Below are 14,936 nucleotides of genomic sequence, written 5' to 3' on the forward strand. Positions count from 1 at the left end.
GCTCACAAGCAATTAAACGACGTTAAATTATATTACTTACGAGTTGACAAGCTTTCCTAATATTAAATTTTCTTATGACTAATGTGTCTTGTTAATCAACGTTTTCAGACTAAATTTAGACTTCCGAGACAGCTCTCTTAAACACAGACATGTGACAAGGGGAAGAAGAATCCCATCAATAGCCCATTCACTGATAATATTTTTATTAAATGTGCTGTTTAGAAAAAGAGCCATCAATGTTATTGAAGCAAACAAGATTATTTTCTGGGAGTATTTGTCCCAAGTAGCAAGGACCAACCGGCATGTAACAAAGAGCATTAAAAGTGTATAGATTACATACATACCCAAAAAAGCAATGCCTGCCCCTTCAAGGCCCCATATCTGTGTAAAAAAGTACACGCCCGCCAGATGTAAGCTATTAACAAAAATCTCAGTAATTAAAAATACCTTCCCTTTCCCCTTAGCTAGCAAGACATACGCCATTGGCCAAGAGAAGACCCGCCCTAATACACCCAGTATGCACCAACGCATGACTGGCACAGCCGTTCCGAAAGATGTTGTGTAAAATAGCTTAATAACTAACGGCGCAAAAATCATCATTGCCGCGAGTACAGGTAGTGACAGTAAAATAGATATCTGCGTCTGTTCATTTACCATCCGATACACACTTGCATTGTCGTTCGCAACTGCAGTCATGCGCGGATAGTAATCCGTCCCCATAGCCCCAAGAACGAACCCTACAAGAACACCGGAAAGACTGAAGGCTGCTTGATAAATACCAACATCGACAAGACCAAACCTTCTTAACATAATCATGTAAATAAAATAATTTGAAAGCGCCAAAACTAAACCGGCCCCCATAAAACTTACACCCAAGGAAAGTAATTGGCGCGCTTCATCGTAGCTTTCACGCCAGGTTAGACTAATCCCCCCTATAGGTACCTTTCGAACGAACCACCATGAGACAACAAGAGAAGCAAATGCGGTGAGAACTAAGCTAGGCACAATCCCGGTTTGACCCCATAGATAAAAACAGGGGATGCTGAAAAGTACCCCAAAAAAGGAACCGATCACACTGACTTTAGCAAGGTCCCTAATTCTACGTGTACCGGTCAAGATACAGCACTGCCCACCCATTATGGCACCGGCGAATACAGTTATACCAAGAACCGCAATGGGCCAGGCATATTTTTCAGTATTAAAGGTTAACCATGATATGGGAACACAGAAAATAGCCATTACCAGCAGGCCAATTCCACCAGTCATCCATGCAGCCCTGCGAAGAGTTATGACGGTACGTACAATACGCTCGTCATCTTTACTTCCAACCGCTTCAGCAACTTGCCGTACCCCGCTACTATCAATGCCCATTCCAGTCAGGGTAGCAACAAGCGCGGTAACTCGGCCAAAAGTAGCCAGTAAACCTACGCCAGAAGGACCAAGCCAAAGAGCAGCAAACTTAGTACTAATCATCCCAATCAGGATATTAAGAACGGACGAACCACCTATTAGTGAAGTTGACTTAAGGATATTCCGAAAGCTTGAGCTTTCCTGATCGGTTTGTCCTATTCCATCCATCAGATCAGACCAACGTTCTGAATGGATTTAATTATGCGCAAACATTCCAAATTTCCCAGATGCGGCCCTATCGGCAGGCTGAGAACTTCCTGTGCCATCCGTTCAGTAAGTGGAAAATCCCCATTTTGGTAATTGAGTTCGACGTAAGCCGATTGCAAATGTGGTGGGATCGGATAATGGATCATCGTTCCGATTCCGGCTGTCGTAAGTGACTGTTGTATGATATCGCGCTGCGCAGTGCGAATCACGAAAAGATGCCAGACTGGATCGGCCCATTCAGGAACCCGTGGCAAGATCAATCCGGACTGGGCGAAAAGCTCATGCAAATAATTCGAGGCAACTTGGCGACGTCTTTGATTCCAGTCATCGAGTTTAGTGAGTTTAACTCGTATCAGCGCAGCCTGCAGTTCATCAAGGCGTGAATTAAAACCGACCACTTCATTGTGGTATTTAATGCGCGAACCGTAATTGCGGAGAAGGTCTATACTTTCAGCTAAATCTGAATCATTGGAAACTACAGCCCCGCCGTCACCGAAGGCGCCGAGGTTTTTTCCTGGATAAAAGCTGAACCCTGCAGCATCTCCGAGGGTCCCTACTCTTCGTCCCTTGTAGCGGGCTCCGTGAGCCTGGGCGCAGTCTTCAATAACCTTGAGTCCATACTTCTTAGCCAGGGCATTGATCGGGTCCATATCAGCCGGTTGACCGTAGAGATGCACGGCCATGATCGCCTTGGTGCGCTCGGTAATCGCAGCCTCGATTCGACTCGGGTTGATATTAAAGGTCACCTCATCGGGCTCGACAGGGATAGGCCTGGCCCCGGCGTGGGAAACCGCCAGCCAGGTGGCGATGTAGGTATTGGCTGGGACGATCACCTCATCCCCCGCACCGATTCCGTAGCCACGCACAATCAGATGCAGGGCATCCAGACCATTGGCGACCCCGATGCACTTCCCGGCCTCACAATAGGCAGCGAATTCAGTCTCAAAAGCCTCTACTTCCTGACCGAGAACATACCAGCCCGACTCCATGACCCGGCGATATGCGGCGTCAAATTCGAACTTAAGTTCAAGGTAAGGCGCCTTCACATCTAGAAAGGGGATGTACACTTACTGAATCACCAGAGCAGCGAGGTATTCGTCATAGTCACGATAATAGTCGGCTTCATCATATAAGTTCGATGCTAGAACCATACACACTGACCCCGAAGAAAAATTGTCAAGTTCTCGCCAGACCATTGGGCAGACATAGAGCCCTTGATAAGATCGGTTTAGGTGAAAACGTTTCTGCTCTTTGCCGTCATCAAGAAGAACATCGAAGCTACCAGACATAGCAATTATTAATTGGTTTAATCCCTTGTGAGCATGCCCCCCGCGTTCGGCACCACCGGGGACATCATACAGGTAGTACACCCGTTGAATATTAAAGGGGATATGTTTGTCGTTTTCGATAAAAGTCAGGTTCCCACGTGGGTCTGAAATCTTAGGAAGGACGATTGTTTTACAATGGAGTAGTGACATAAATGACCCTTGTCAAAAAAAGATTTTAGAAAATTTAGCTGCTAAAGGTATTAGCTGATTCCGCTTAAAGTTTAACACCCAAACTCTTTTTCCCATTGCGCAATTATTGACTCTGGGTATCCGCGATGAAAGTGCTTCGGCCAAGGGTAAGCACTTTCATTTAGATTTGATAATTTTATTTTAGCTGTTTCACAAATTACTTTGGCTGGATTCCCCGCAACAACCATTTTAGGCGGGACATCTGACTTTACTAGACTATGTGCGCCGACCAATGCGTGCTCGTGTATAATGACGCCAGGCAAGATAACAGACATAGTTGCGATAACGGCATAATCTTCGATTGTTACGCCAAGCAATGTGTCACTTGGTGGATGTGGATCATTTGTAAGAACTACATACGGAAAGATAAAAACATAATTCCCAATTTTAGATTCTTTGCCTATATGGACATTGCTATGTGTCCTGACAAAATCACCGATGACACAGTCACCCTGAAAATCACATAATGTTCCTATTTGTAGATTTGATCCCGCTTTTATTTTTTCTCTGATCGTTACTCTATGGCCTGTGACTAAATTGTCTCCAAATATAGAACCTTGATAAAAAACGCTATGGGAACGGATGTGAGAATTTGCACCAATTACCAATTTTTTATTTTCAGCTAGTGGTGTTGCGTAGCCTATTTCACAATAATTTTCAATTACTGTATTATCACCTATTTCAACATAATCATTTATACTAGTATATGCTCCTATTGTTACGTTATTACCAATAGATGCTTTATTGCTAATTATTGCAGTGTTATGTATCAAAGTTTACTCCTTAATTAATTGAGTAAGAAAGAGAAGTAGTTTATTTTTAGTTATTTCTTCACACTGCAAAGCGTTAAGAACTTGCACGATCAGATAAAAATATACCTTTCCCCGACTTCCCACACAACCCATGCCACAAACCCAAAGCCATCAGCGTGATCTTGCTTAACTTATTATTTTCAAAAAATATTACAAGAATCAACTCACGCAATCTAACGATGGCAAGCGACAAAACCCAAAGTGGATCAAAAAATAGATACTCTCTAGCCAAAACAATATAATTTCTTACCATATAATAATGTCGTGTTGGAGAATGATTAGCCGGTCGAAAGGTTTTCCAGAAGAATCGATGTAAAGTATGGCTACCAATTGAGTGGCTCATCAAGGGTGAAACGGACATAACTATTGAAAAACCAGCTTTCCGAGATCGGGCACAAAACTCCTGATCGACCGCGTCAATAAAGTAATCATCCCTAAAAGGTCCCAACAAGTTATAGGCTTCAATCGAAACTAAACTACCTGCTGAAATAACATCTTTCTTCTCAACCCACCAAGCATTTGCTCTACCGACAACTGGTATACCAGTATCAACAAATGCCGAGCCAATTAAAGAAAGTCGATCCCTTAAAGGATAATCACGGTATACAGATGACAGTACCTCAACCATAGATGCAAACGGTGAACTGTCCTGATCAAACAGGAGTGCCCAAGAAAAACCTTGATCACGTGCCGCACATATCCCTTGGTTAAATGCTGTAGCAACCCCTAAATTCTCCTTGTTCAACACAAGAGTTATTCCAGGGCGAGTTGCAATACTTCGTAACATTTCAATAGAATTTTCACCAGAGCAGTTATCAATAATAATTAAACGGTGGGTCAGATCAAAAATCTTGGAAACATGAGAAGAAAAATTATCATCTGGAAAGTAAGTTACAACAACTGAACAAATATTATACGGAGAAGGTTCTTTATTGTTCATACTTTACCTATAAAAATAATGTAATTTCGAAAAAATAAATTTTCTGAAAGGCATTAATTCCTTGTGAAAAGCTTGCATATTTTCCCCCATATTTTTTTTGGGAATTTTTCTTTTTTTTAATATTTTTAGAAAATTTTTCAAAAAAAATAATTTTCCATTCAGATATGGTCGCCACTTATTCTTCAATATACAAAAATAGAAAAAAGCCATGAAATGATAAATGATTCGAATATGAAAATATCGAACCATTGAAGTAAGTGGGATATTCTTTAACCACAAAAATTCAATATTCCTTGAAAAATAAAAAACAGAGGTATCACTCAACTCCCCGATTGTTGCGCTGACCTTGTGATAAGCAATTGCATCAGCAACATAAAGACATCTCCACCCACAAAAATGAGCTCTGATACACAAATCAGAGTCTTCCAGGATAAGAAAGAAATCTTCATCAAAAAAACCGACGTCATCAATCATCTTCCGCCTATATACAGCCGCGGCTGCGCAAACAGATGTCACATAACGATTTTCTAAAAATTTTTGCGGGTCTTCAAACTCACCTTCCTTTGTGCAGGTAAAAGCTGTGGTAAAAGCATCTCCCGCACTATCAATAAGCCCGGTTTCAGGCACAATCAGACGAGAGGCGCAGATACCTACCTTTTCATCAGTCCCCAATGCCTGCTCCATTTGGACAATCCAATCGGGCAGCAAATAGGCATCGGTATTGAGTAGAGCGATAACATCTCCACTTGCGTATGGAAGGCCGGCGCAATTACCGCCAGCAAAACCTTTGTTTTCGGATAGACAAATGACTTTGACATCAGGGTAATTGGCCCGGACAAAAGCGACTGAATCATCATGAGAAGCATTATCAACAAGAATGATTTCGTATTTATCATATGTCTGCTGATAGATTGAATCGAGGCAACTCTCAAGGAGGCACCGACCGTTCCAATTAACAATAATAAAGCTGTACAGCGCACGGTTTGGCATTACTCACTCTTCCCTAGTGGTTGCCCGACTCCATCAAGAAAAGGAGGGATATCCACCCCTATCATCAAACCAGCAAACATTTTTGCACGAGCAATACGGCCAAATAAAAGGCGAGTCAATACTGCGCCAAACAGGCACAACCAAACAGTCACTATTGCTTCAGGGAAAAATCTTCGTGTGAAAAGAAGTCTATTCCTTGCGCTATAGTAATCACAGGCCAGACTCTTCTTGTTGGGCAAACTCGACGTCCCGATACTCGCACCGACCTTGTGATAAACGACACTTTCTGGTGCATAAACCAAGGAAAATTTACCTTCTGCACGAAGAGCCCAGTCAGTCTCTTCAAAATAAAGAAAGTAATCCTCACACATCAGGCCTATATCTCGAAGGAACTTTCTTGAGACGAGCATTGAGGCCCCGACAATATAATTCATCCACCTTTCCGCTCGATCTCGATTGCGTTTCAGTTCGGCTCGTTGCAACCGACCTTGATGCCAAGGCAGACCAATCCACTTACAATAGTACCCCCCGCCTAGCGCCTGAACCTTTTCTGGATGGTCATAATATAGCAGCGTTGACCCACAGATCCCGGCATCCGGCTTTCCATGCATCCTCTCGACCATATATGAAAGCGCATCGGAATTGACAACGGTATCGTTGTTCAGTAGCCAGACATAGTCAAAATCATCCCGCGCCAAGACATAGCGAAGCCCAACGTTATTACCACCGGCAAACCCCAAATTGGCACCAGTTCGAATCAGGATCAGTTCGGATATCTCACGACCTGTTCCTCCTGCTTCAGCTGCCTGGCGGTCATATTCAACATACGAAACTGGTTTAGTGACCGGCGGAAAGGACCGCAAACGATGCAAACTGCCTGCCGCAGGTAAAACGTTCAGTCGCCCTTCGGCCCAGGCTTTGATCCGCTCCATGGAACTGTCGGTAGAGTCGTTATCACAGATAATTATTCGAGGGATAGGAGCGTCAAGCCGATATAGGCTCTCTAGACATTCAAGCGTGTCGGCCCAACCGTTCCAGTTGAGTAGCAAGACGTAAGGGGAGCTCACTGGTAAATGCTCCACCCAACCATGACCGCCCACACGAATCCGGTGCAAAACAATGCTGGATCCCGCAACAGCGACTGGGTAGGATCTCCACCCTTGCCGGATTTGACTCGCAAAATATAACGCATCAAGCCGAAACAGCAGAGGGGTACGGTATAAATGAGCGCGGGCCGGGCGACCACATACATGGTATAGGTCACCAAAGCTGCCGCACCAACCATATACATTATTCCATCGAGAAAGCCTTCTGGATAACATTCCAAAACAGGCCGATGTTCTAGGGCGTTATCGGCAAGGACTATTTTTTCGCAAAGCCTCTTGCCTATGCTGAGGAACAAAGCTAGAAAAAACACACTTAGAAAAAGCCAAGCAGAGATCGCTGTACCAAATGCTTCACCGCCAGCCTGCAGACGCAACAGAAAGCCGGCGGAGATACAGAAAAGATCCAATAATGGAAGGTTTTTAAGGCGGAGCGAATAAAGCAAGTTGACCGCAACGTAAGCCAAGATCAACGCAATGAAAACGGGGGAAACCTGAGCAGCGAAAAGCAGCCCCGCGAGTAGCAGAACTGTCGCGATCAAATAAGCGGAGGAAGGCGAGATTTCTCCCGAGGCCAAAGGCCGCATCTTCTTGTTTTTGTGGACACGATCCTGTTCAATGTCACGCAGATCGTTAACAACATAAGCCGCACTGGAGACAAGACAGAAAGCCAACAAAGGGGAAATGGCGCTAACCACGCTGACCTGCATTATGTTCCCACCTAGAAACGAAGGGAACAGCAGAATAAGATTTTTAAGCCACTGGGCAGGCCGTAAAAGTCTTATGTATGAGAACGGAGTCATGGTGATTTCAGGCGCTCCGCAAGTTTTTGGGATGGTTTCTTATAAATTGAATTGTCGGGAAATTCTTCAGCGGCTTTAGCGAAAAATTGCTGTGCAGTTGCTGATTCATTAAGCTGAAGGTACATATTCCCCAACCTATAGTAATAGAAAGGGTTCCCCGATAATTCATGCAAGCGCCCTAGCCAGGATATGACTTCGCGTCTAAGACGAGTTTTCTCTATAACACTTGGAGATGACGCGACCATCTCCATCGTTAGTTTCACCAGAACTTCCAAGGATCTACTTTCAAGAGAATCTGAAGCTTCAACGTGGCTGAGCAACATCTTCCTCGCGCCATCAACATCACCATCACTAAAACGGAATAAAGCCTTGTTCAACGATGCAGCCTGCATCCCAGTACCATCTAGATTTCGTATAATTTCAAGAGCCTCTGCCGTTTTACCTTTTTCCCTCAGGGCATTGGCCAGTTCATTTTTGGCGGCGACAAAAGAAGGAGACTTCGCCACGGTATCTCTAAACAAAGCCTCGTTATCTTGCCAGGTCAGACATCGAGAAACAGTGGCATATGCAGTTGTGACCATAAATACAGGGAATAAAAGAATAAGGAATTTTTGAACCAATTTTTTGGTGGCAACAATCTTCCAAAGTAAAAATGTAACACCAATAACAAAAGTAGCACAGGGGATATACATATACCTCTCTGCAAACGGAGTCCACATGCCACCAGTAAAGACAGCTAAAAGAGCAGATGACCCTAAAAAGGCACTCATAAGAAAAAAAGTGGTCAGCACGTTTCGTTTCATAAATAAAAAAACAACAAGTATCATTAGAATAAAACCAGGAAGAACATAGCCATTTCCTACTTCAACGATCCCGAAATTAAGAGGGAATGGCATTACTAACTTGGTTAAATAAAAACCGCTGGTTTTAAGGAACAGAGTCGAAACGCTTACCAATGTAGAGATAACGTCAGATACAGATTGTGCTGAATTTTGTTCAGCAAAAGAGAGGACATACCTCACACCTCGGTCTGAATTTACAGCAATGAATCTCATTATGAAATATACAACTGCCGAAAATCCGTAACACCCCAATAGCGACAGTCGAAAAGTCAGATCAGTACGAGAAAACCAGAGTGAAGATGATTTCGGCAAAAAAAGCAGTAAAAACACACCTGGTATGAAAAAAAGTGCCGTTTCCTTACTCAAGCAACCGACTAACAAAAAGAACGCACCATACAGACCGTATTGAAAAGAGCCGAACCTTAAGGCGAATAGTAAAAATAACAACGCCAAAAGAACAAAGAAACCAGCAAGAAGGTCTGTCCGACCTACAACCCAGGCGACTGATTCAACATTGATAGGATGAATAGCAAAAATGACGCTAGAGAAGAACGGTAGGGTAACATTTTGAATTGAGAGAATACGACAAAGCTGCAATGAGATAAAAAAAACGAGGAGAACATTTGATAGATGGAGTAACACGTTTTCTAGATGCATAAAGGACGGATCGCCGCCCCATAAACACTGATCAGCAACATAACTAAGCATCAATACTGGGCGATAATAATTATGTTCACCGCCAGGAAAAAAATGTTTTGCTAAGTCAAAATGACCCAGATTTAATAAATATTTTGATAAAGCGAGGTCGTCGACAGAATTAAATGGAGAAAAAATAAGCGGGTAGTAAACTCCCAAAACAATAAGGCTCAATAAAAGGCAAACATATTTTTTGGATATCTTCATTGCCTATCTCGGTGAACGATATCCAAGAAAAAATCCTCCAGATTGTTCCTATTGGGTTCAATCTGGCTCACCTCTGCTCCGGATTTATGTACTTTCATCATAAAATTGTTAAATGCCACTTTTGGGACATAAACTTCAAAGTTGTTCCCAGCAGATTCACACTCAAATCCTACGAAGGATTCCTTGCTTCCACCGACCAATTGAACCCGGTAACCATCAATGCCTGTTTTCATAATGTCCTCAACAGAACTCAATGCGCGCAGGCAACCACCAACAATAACTCCAACCCGATCACAGACAGCTTCGATATCAGAAGTAACATGGGTGCTAAAAAAAACCGTTTTTCCCTGACTCTTTAGCTCGGTTAAAATCTGCTTAACAAGTGCTCGTCCGATAGGATCAAGACCACTCATCGGTTCATCCAGAATGTACACATCAGGGTCATGAATAAGCACCTGGGCAAGGCCAACGCGCTGCACCATACCTTTACTATATCCTCGCATGGGGCGTTTGCGACTTTCCCACAGGTCTAAAAGTTTTAGTACCTGTTCACTCTTTTCACGCAATATAGAACCCGCCAAGCCAAAGGCTCTCCCGACAAAATCAAGATACTCTACGCCAGTCAGAAAATCATAAAAGGCGGGATTCTCCGGCAGGTAACCAACGTTCAAACGAGCATCGGGGCATGAGATATCGAGTCCCATAATTTTGGCGCACCCCGAGCTGGGCCGAATAAGACCCACCAAGCTTTTAATGGTAGTACTTTTCCCCGCACCGTTTGGTCCAAGGAAACCAAAAACTTCCCCTTGTGCTACGCTTAGACTTAGATCGGTTAAAGCCTCTACACGCCTCCCCCTCTTCCCCCTGAACGTTTTACTCAAAGCCAAAGCTTCTATTGCATCCATATATGCCTCAATCTCTTTAATTTTTCTTTATTTTTTTGGCGAAGGCAAAATTACTGGTGGTTTTAACTTGGCCATCAGGCGCAAGATAAAACTCTCCCCCATAGGGATCATTGGGTATTTTTGCCAAATAGCCTCGGTCAATCAGGCCAGCTATTGATTTCGCTTGTCTACCCAAATCATGTTGAAAAGCAGCACTGGCGGATTCGATCTTTTTTACAGCAGTCAAGGCTGCTAAGCGTGTATCGAACACCTGTTTGACGGCAGCATTTTTGGCATTTTTTGACATGGTCGACAGATACACCAAAGCCAGATCGGTCTGCCCAGACTCTTGCATATAACGGCTTGCAAGATTGCTGAAAAGCGGTGAGCCTGAAAGTGCCCCGGCCAAACGATAATATTTAGCGGCCTGTTTAAAATCTTTAAGAAAATAGGCATGGTTAAACCCTGCAAAAAAAGGTAGGTACCAATCCCAAGTACGATACTTCATGCCGTAATCCAATAGGTTATTTGCCAACTGGATCTGCCCGACATCCCAGACAAGGATCGACTGCCCAAAATAATAAGCATCCATATTATAGGGATCGAGCTTAACCGCAGCATGCAGGACACGCGACATCGCTGGATAATCAGGGGGAATAATATATTCGGCTTTATTCTCCTCCATTAACCCGCCGAAATACATTATGACCTTCAAAATCAACAATTCACCAACCAATGTTTTTTGGTCGGCTGCACCAAACTGTATCAATTTGATACTGGGCATATTCCCGATTTTTTCGACAAACGGCTTATTTTGCATGTAGGTTGAAAAAGGGGTAACCAAAAAAACATAACAGGACAGTGCAACGAATAAAAACAAGTATCCCCTTGCTTTCGTTCTGGTCCAAAACAAACCCTGATTTTTGGTCTTTCCTCTCATTTACTTTATTTCTCTGCGAGAAAAAAGCATCGTGGCCAGTGTCAACACGATAGCGGAGTAAACAACAAGGTAACCTAGGGTCAGAAAAATACCCTCTGTCGCAATCGGCAACCCATATATGGCGTTAACCTTAAAATCAAAAGCACTAAAATTAGGTACAATATAATACAAACCTGATGCGCAGTTGCGGACCGTGACTGATAAAACCTGGCCGGCCGCAGAGTGAACATAGTCATAAACTTGCTGTGATGCATTCCCAACGAAAAAAATAGAAATAGCGCCAAATATGGGAAGGAAAAATGATGTACTAACCGTTGAAAAAAGTACAGCGAAGGCGACAAGTAAGATGTACTTGAGAGCATCAAAGCAAATGGCACTAACAATATTTAACCAGACAATTGGCCTATCGGGAGGAAAGTTACCGGAGACAAACCAGATAACCAACAGGGCGAGACCGCCAAGGATAAAAGCCGTAAACAGGAGAAACAGCGCGACACCAAAAAATTTACCGAGCAAATAAGATGTTCGTGATACGGGTAATGAAAGCACGCTGAAAGTGTAGCGCCTTTCCATATCTTTCCATATTGACGTGCCACCAAGAAATACTGCCAGAAGGAGGAGAATAAAAGATATCAAAGAAAGTGACAAAGTGATGGACAACTCTGTCACCTGGCGCATCGAAAACTGGCTGAGTAGCGGAATTGACAACAACAGCAATGCAACCATAAGTATCCCGTGAAATACACGATCCTTAAATATCCCCTTCATGGTTACTTGTAAAATCAAAAACATCACCTGGATCCTTTTTTGTTTTCAGTTCCTCTGCCAAGTTCCTTCGACAATTTCAATGCTGCCTTGTAGTAGTAAGCCGTGGGTACTGTTTGTGCGGCAGCACGGCCGAAGGCTTCTTGGGCATGTTCTTTATCATTCAAAAATAAATATGCCTGCCCCAGACGATAAAGATAAAAGGGATCATCAGACAACTCATAGAGGCGGATCAACAAGGGTACGGTTTCTGGAAGTATGAGTTCTTGGCCTGAGTCCAAACGCATGATCAATTGATCATACTGTGACAAAAAATGTTTAAGAATTTGCTGTTCGTAGCGGCCTGGGTTTTTAAGTGCCCTCTGAAGTAACCCGCGGGCAGCATGAATCTTGCCCTGCTGAAAAAGAGCAGTGGCCTGATCCATCAGCACGGAGGGCGAACTGCCTAAGGGATGCGCACCTCTTAAAGACACAAGTCCATCCTTTCCACTAATATCCAGCCCTTGTTCCTGCATGGCAAGGGCTAAATGAATTTTTGCCGGAGTAAAATAAGGGGATTTGTTCAGGGTATCCTGAAACAGCGCCAGATTACTCTGCCACAATAGGGTTCGCGTTTCGGTAGCATAAGCAAAACCACACAAAAGCACGCCTATAGAAAGCACTAAAATATGTGGGCGCGGTAACCGCACTGCCCAGGGTGTAGTTAAAAGTACTACCCCTACCACAAAAAAAGCAGAAGGAATGTACATATAACGCTCGGCCAATGGTGTCCAAGTCGCCTCGAGAAGGGGAACGAGCAGAGCAGAACTACCAATCGTAGCGGCGCTAAAGAAAAAATATGTGGTTAGGGTCCTTCTTTTTAGACAGAAGAAAACCAGTAACACAGCAAATACGCCGACAGGAATATAAAGGTCAGAGACATGAATAATGCCAAAATTTAACGGAAAGGGTATAAATAGCTTTTTTAGATAAAAACCAGCAGCCTTTAAAATCAGATGAGCACTCTCAAACAAACCGAAGCCCTGCCCACCTGTCAGTCGCGAAACGACATGAGAAACCCCTGCATCGCCACGAACAAACATTAAATGACGGAAGACAAAATAACCGATCCCCATTACAGGAAAAAAAATGAAAAGCGGCCAATGACTCAACAAAAAATAGCGGATAGAGGGACGACTTGGGGTTTGTGCTGGCAGGAAAAAAGGCAGTAACACTGCCGCAGGAAGATAAAAAATAGCCGTTTCTTTAGCCAAACATGCGACAAAAAGGCTTGTTGCCGCCAGAAGAACCACACCCCAATGACATTTTTCCCGCAGTAAAAGCCAGGTTGAAAAAAGTAAAAACAGTGCAGCAAGTAAATCAGTTCGGCCGACAATCCAATTCACCGCTTCGGTATTGAGTGGGTGAAGTGCAAAGATCAACGCTGCGATAAGTGGCGGCCAGTGTGAGCGAAAATTTTTCAACAAAAAGACGCGGTGCGCAACCGCAAAAACTAGTAGGACATTCAACAGATGGAAAACCATGTTTTCCAGGTGCATAAAACTCTCTTCCAACCCCCAGATATACTTATCGGCCCAATAAGACAGCCAATAGACCGGACGATAATAATGAACGCTACCCGCCGTAGAAAACATTTCCCGAATGCCAAAACTATTAACATTCAACAGGTAAGTGTAGACACCGGGGTCGTCTACCGAATTGAACGGTGAAAAGATGACCGGATAGTAGGTTCCCAGCACGACACATATAATTAACAATACGGTTGTGCGTGTTGTCATTTGCATAGACATATTTTAACCAAAAAAAAGCGGAGTGCCGAAACACCCCGCTTTAGTTAGCCAACAAAACTTTATTGTTTACATTGCAGTCCAGCTTGCAAAGTCAGTCGTACCTATATTGGTAAAGTTGGACGTTGCCGTCCCTGCTGTAACAACCTTCGAATAGATTGACGTAGAATCATTGGAAGAAGCAAAAGCCTTGGTTCCATTAAGGTGTTGTGTCACTGCAGCATAGCCAAGAGTGGTAGATTTGATACTGCAGCCAACCCCAGAAGAGGTCTTACCAATCAATGCAGCGTTGACATTCGTAGCGCTAGCATCTGTAGAATCACCGTAGACAGTTTTACCAGTGTTGGCCTTATCGAAAGTGGTGGGGAATGTAATAGCATTGGTAGCAGCAAATGCGGAAGAGGTCATAAATACAGCAAAGATTGTAATAATAAGTATTTTTTTCATAGGTAGATTCCTTTTCAATTGCTGATGAAATTAACGATAAGACATATCTGAGGGATATGCTTGATTATCGGCCATATACGCTTCCATACCGGTCTTGATGTTCTTCAAATCCGAGTTGGAAGCTGCATTGTAAGCCTTGGCACGGTATGCCGAGAACTGCGGAATAGCGATAGCAGCCAGAATACCGATGATCGCAACAACGATCAGCAGCTCGATCAGGGTGAAACCCTTTTCGTTTTTACGGAACTTCTTCAACATAGTAATTCTCCTTTGTCTATGGATGATAATTCGCCATATTTAAAATGGCTTCTGAATGTTTCGGGGGAGAGTATATACAGAAGTTGTGCCAAATCAACTAAAATAAAAAAAACTGTATATTTTCAAAGAGATAACCAGAGATTTCCAATTAAAATCGGTCATCCCTTCCACCAGGGTGACAGCCTGCGCGCCCCAGAATGACATTTTTTGTCACCCGTCAGAAATAACCGGAGATACTTCATTTCCCCACACACAGGTGATTCACTCTGGCATGCCTAAGATTCACCAGATCTATTTTAAGCTAATCTCTTGTCTATAGTGTTATTGT

At 43.4% G+C, this 14,936-nt stretch carries 15 protein-coding genes; all 15 read right to left on the reverse strand.

All coding sequences use genetic code 11. The annotated features are described in order from the left end of the window. Positions 1 to 78: 78 nt before the first annotated feature. The 15 genes from D888_RS21325 to D888_RS24755 all read right to left on the reverse strand — a co-directional run bounded on the left by D888_RS21325 (position 79) and on the right by D888_RS24755 (position 14,608). On the reverse strand, positions 79 to 1,578 hold the full coding sequence (locus tag D888_RS21325) for an O-antigen translocase (protein ID WP_020676425.1): 1,500 nt from the start codon (positions 1,576 to 1,578) through the stop codon (positions 79 to 81). Further along, positions 1,578 to 2,684, reverse strand: a complete 1,107-nt coding sequence (locus tag D888_RS0110070; protein WP_020676426.1) for a DegT/DnrJ/EryC1/StrS family aminotransferase — start codon at positions 2,682 to 2,684, stop codon at positions 1,578 to 1,580. The genes D888_RS21325 and D888_RS0110070 overlap by 1 nt, the downstream gene beginning before the upstream one ends. Then, on the reverse strand, positions 2,685 to 3,095 hold the full coding sequence (locus D888_RS0110075; RefSeq protein ID WP_020676427.1) for a sugar 3,4-ketoisomerase: 411 nt from the start codon (positions 3,093 to 3,095) through the stop codon (positions 2,685 to 2,687). Positions 3,096 to 3,166: 71 nt separating this feature from the next. Further along, on the reverse strand, positions 3,167 to 3,907 hold the full coding sequence (locus tag D888_RS0110080; protein ID WP_020676428.1) for an acyltransferase: 741 nt from the start codon (positions 3,905 to 3,907) through the stop codon (positions 3,167 to 3,169). Positions 3,908 to 3,980: 73 nt separating this feature from the next. Further along, a complete protein-coding gene (locus D888_RS23645; protein WP_083928836.1) occupies positions 3,981 to 4,886 on the reverse strand; it encodes a glycosyltransferase in 906 nt (301 codons plus the stop codon). Between the two features lie 3 nt (positions 4,887 to 4,889). Continuing rightward, positions 4,890 to 5,876: a glycosyltransferase family 2 protein gene (locus D888_RS21330; RefSeq protein WP_020676429.1), complete on the reverse strand. Its 987-nt coding sequence runs from the start codon at positions 5,874 to 5,876 to the stop codon at positions 4,890 to 4,892. Further along, entirely contained in the window at positions 5,876 to 6,808 is a 933-nt protein-coding gene (locus tag D888_RS0110090) for a glycosyltransferase (protein WP_245555008.1), read from the reverse strand. Before D888_RS0110090 ends, D888_RS21330 begins: the two co-directional genes overlap by 1 nt. A gap of 131 nt (positions 6,809 to 6,939) precedes the next feature. Further along, on the reverse strand, positions 6,940 to 7,689 hold the full coding sequence (locus D888_RS0110095; RefSeq protein ID WP_020676431.1) for a decaprenyl-phosphate phosphoribosyltransferase: 750 nt from the start codon (positions 7,687 to 7,689) through the stop codon (positions 6,940 to 6,942). Between the two features lie 89 nt (positions 7,690 to 7,778). After that, the gene (locus D888_RS0110100; protein WP_020676432.1) at positions 7,779 to 9,527 is read right to left on the reverse strand and encodes a tetratricopeptide repeat protein; all 1,749 of its coding nucleotides are present in this window, start codon (positions 9,525 to 9,527) and stop codon (positions 7,779 to 7,781) included. Further along, complete coding sequence (locus tag D888_RS0110105; protein WP_020676433.1) at positions 9,524 to 10,432, reverse strand: ABC transporter ATP-binding protein; 909 nt, start codon at positions 10,430 to 10,432, stop codon at positions 9,524 to 9,526. Before D888_RS0110105 ends, D888_RS0110100 begins: the two co-directional genes overlap by 4 nt. 16 nt (positions 10,433 to 10,448) lie before the next feature. Continuing rightward, positions 10,449 to 11,351 carry a hypothetical protein gene (locus D888_RS0110110; RefSeq protein ID WP_051092375.1) on the reverse strand — a complete coding sequence of 301 codons (903 nt, stop codon included), beginning with the start codon at positions 11,349 to 11,351 and terminating at the stop codon, positions 10,449 to 10,451. Beyond that, the gene (locus D888_RS0110115; protein ID WP_020676435.1) at positions 11,352 to 12,143 is read right to left on the reverse strand and encodes an ABC transporter permease; all 792 of its coding nucleotides are present in this window, start codon (positions 12,141 to 12,143) and stop codon (positions 11,352 to 11,354) included. Next, positions 12,143 to 13,906, reverse strand: coding sequence for a tetratricopeptide repeat protein (locus D888_RS0110120; protein ID WP_156826989.1), 1,764 nt, complete (start codon positions 13,904 to 13,906; stop codon positions 12,143 to 12,145). The genes D888_RS0110115 and D888_RS0110120 overlap by 1 nt, the downstream gene beginning before the upstream one ends. A 66-nt stretch (positions 13,907 to 13,972) precedes the next feature. Further along, positions 13,973 to 14,350 carry a hypothetical protein gene (locus D888_RS0110125; RefSeq protein ID WP_020676437.1) on the reverse strand — a complete coding sequence of 126 codons (378 nt, stop codon included), beginning with the start codon at positions 14,348 to 14,350 and terminating at the stop codon, positions 13,973 to 13,975. Between the two features lie 30 nt (positions 14,351 to 14,380). Next, the gene (locus D888_RS24755; protein WP_020676438.1) at positions 14,381 to 14,608 is read right to left on the reverse strand and encodes a type IV pilin protein; all 228 of its coding nucleotides are present in this window, start codon (positions 14,606 to 14,608) and stop codon (positions 14,381 to 14,383) included. Between the last annotated feature and the right edge of the window lie 328 nt (positions 14,609 to 14,936).

The organism is Geopsychrobacter electrodiphilus DSM 16401, assembly GCF_000384395.1.
Taxonomy (GTDB): Bacteria; Desulfobacterota; Desulfuromonadia; order Desulfuromonadales; family Geopsychrobacteraceae; genus Geopsychrobacter; species Geopsychrobacter electrodiphilus.

Excerpts from the sequence above, each read along its gene's own strand:
- D888_RS21325 (WP_020676425.1), bottom strand. The coding sequence starts at position 1,578 with ATGGATGGAATAGGACAAACCGATCAGGAAAGCTCAAGCTTTCGGAAT.
- D888_RS0110075 (WP_020676427.1), bottom strand. The coding sequence starts at position 3,095 with ATGTCACTACTCCATTGTAAAACAATCGTCCTTCCTAAGATTTCAGAC.
- D888_RS23645 (WP_083928836.1), bottom strand. The coding sequence starts at position 4,886 with ATGAACAATAAAGAACCTTCTCCGTATAATATTTGTTCAGTTGTTGTA.
- D888_RS21330 (WP_020676429.1), bottom strand. The coding sequence starts at position 5,876 with ATGCCAAACCGTGCGCTGTACAGCTTTATTATTGTTAATTGGAACGGT.
- D888_RS0110090 (WP_245555008.1), bottom strand. The coding sequence starts at position 6,808 with ATGGAGCGGATCAAAGCCTGGGCCGAAGGGCGACTGAACGTTTTACCT.
- D888_RS0110095 (WP_020676431.1), bottom strand. The coding sequence starts at position 7,689 with ATGCAGGTCAGCGTGGTTAGCGCCATTTCCCCTTTGTTGGCTTTCTGT.
- D888_RS0110100 (WP_020676432.1), bottom strand. The coding sequence starts at position 9,527 with ATGAAGATATCCAAAAAATATGTTTGCCTTTTATTGAGCCTTATTGTT.
- D888_RS0110105 (WP_020676433.1), bottom strand. The coding sequence starts at position 10,432 with ATGGATGCAATAGAAGCTTTGGCTTTGAGTAAAACGTTCAGGGGGAAG.
- D888_RS0110110 (WP_051092375.1), bottom strand. The coding sequence starts at position 11,351 with ATGAGAGGAAAGACCAAAAATCAGGGTTTGTTTTGGACCAGAACGAAA.
- D888_RS0110115 (WP_020676435.1), bottom strand. The coding sequence starts at position 12,143 with ATGTTTTTGATTTTACAAGTAACCATGAAGGGGATATTTAAGGATCGT.
- D888_RS0110120 (WP_156826989.1), bottom strand. The coding sequence starts at position 13,906 with ATGTCTATGCAAATGACAACACGCACAACCGTATTGTTAATTATATGT.
- D888_RS0110125 (WP_020676437.1), bottom strand. The coding sequence starts at position 14,350 with ATGAAAAAAATACTTATTATTACAATCTTTGCTGTATTTATGACCTCT.
- D888_RS24755 (WP_020676438.1), bottom strand. The coding sequence starts at position 14,608 with ATGTTGAAGAAGTTCCGTAAAAACGAAAAGGGTTTCACCCTGATCGAG.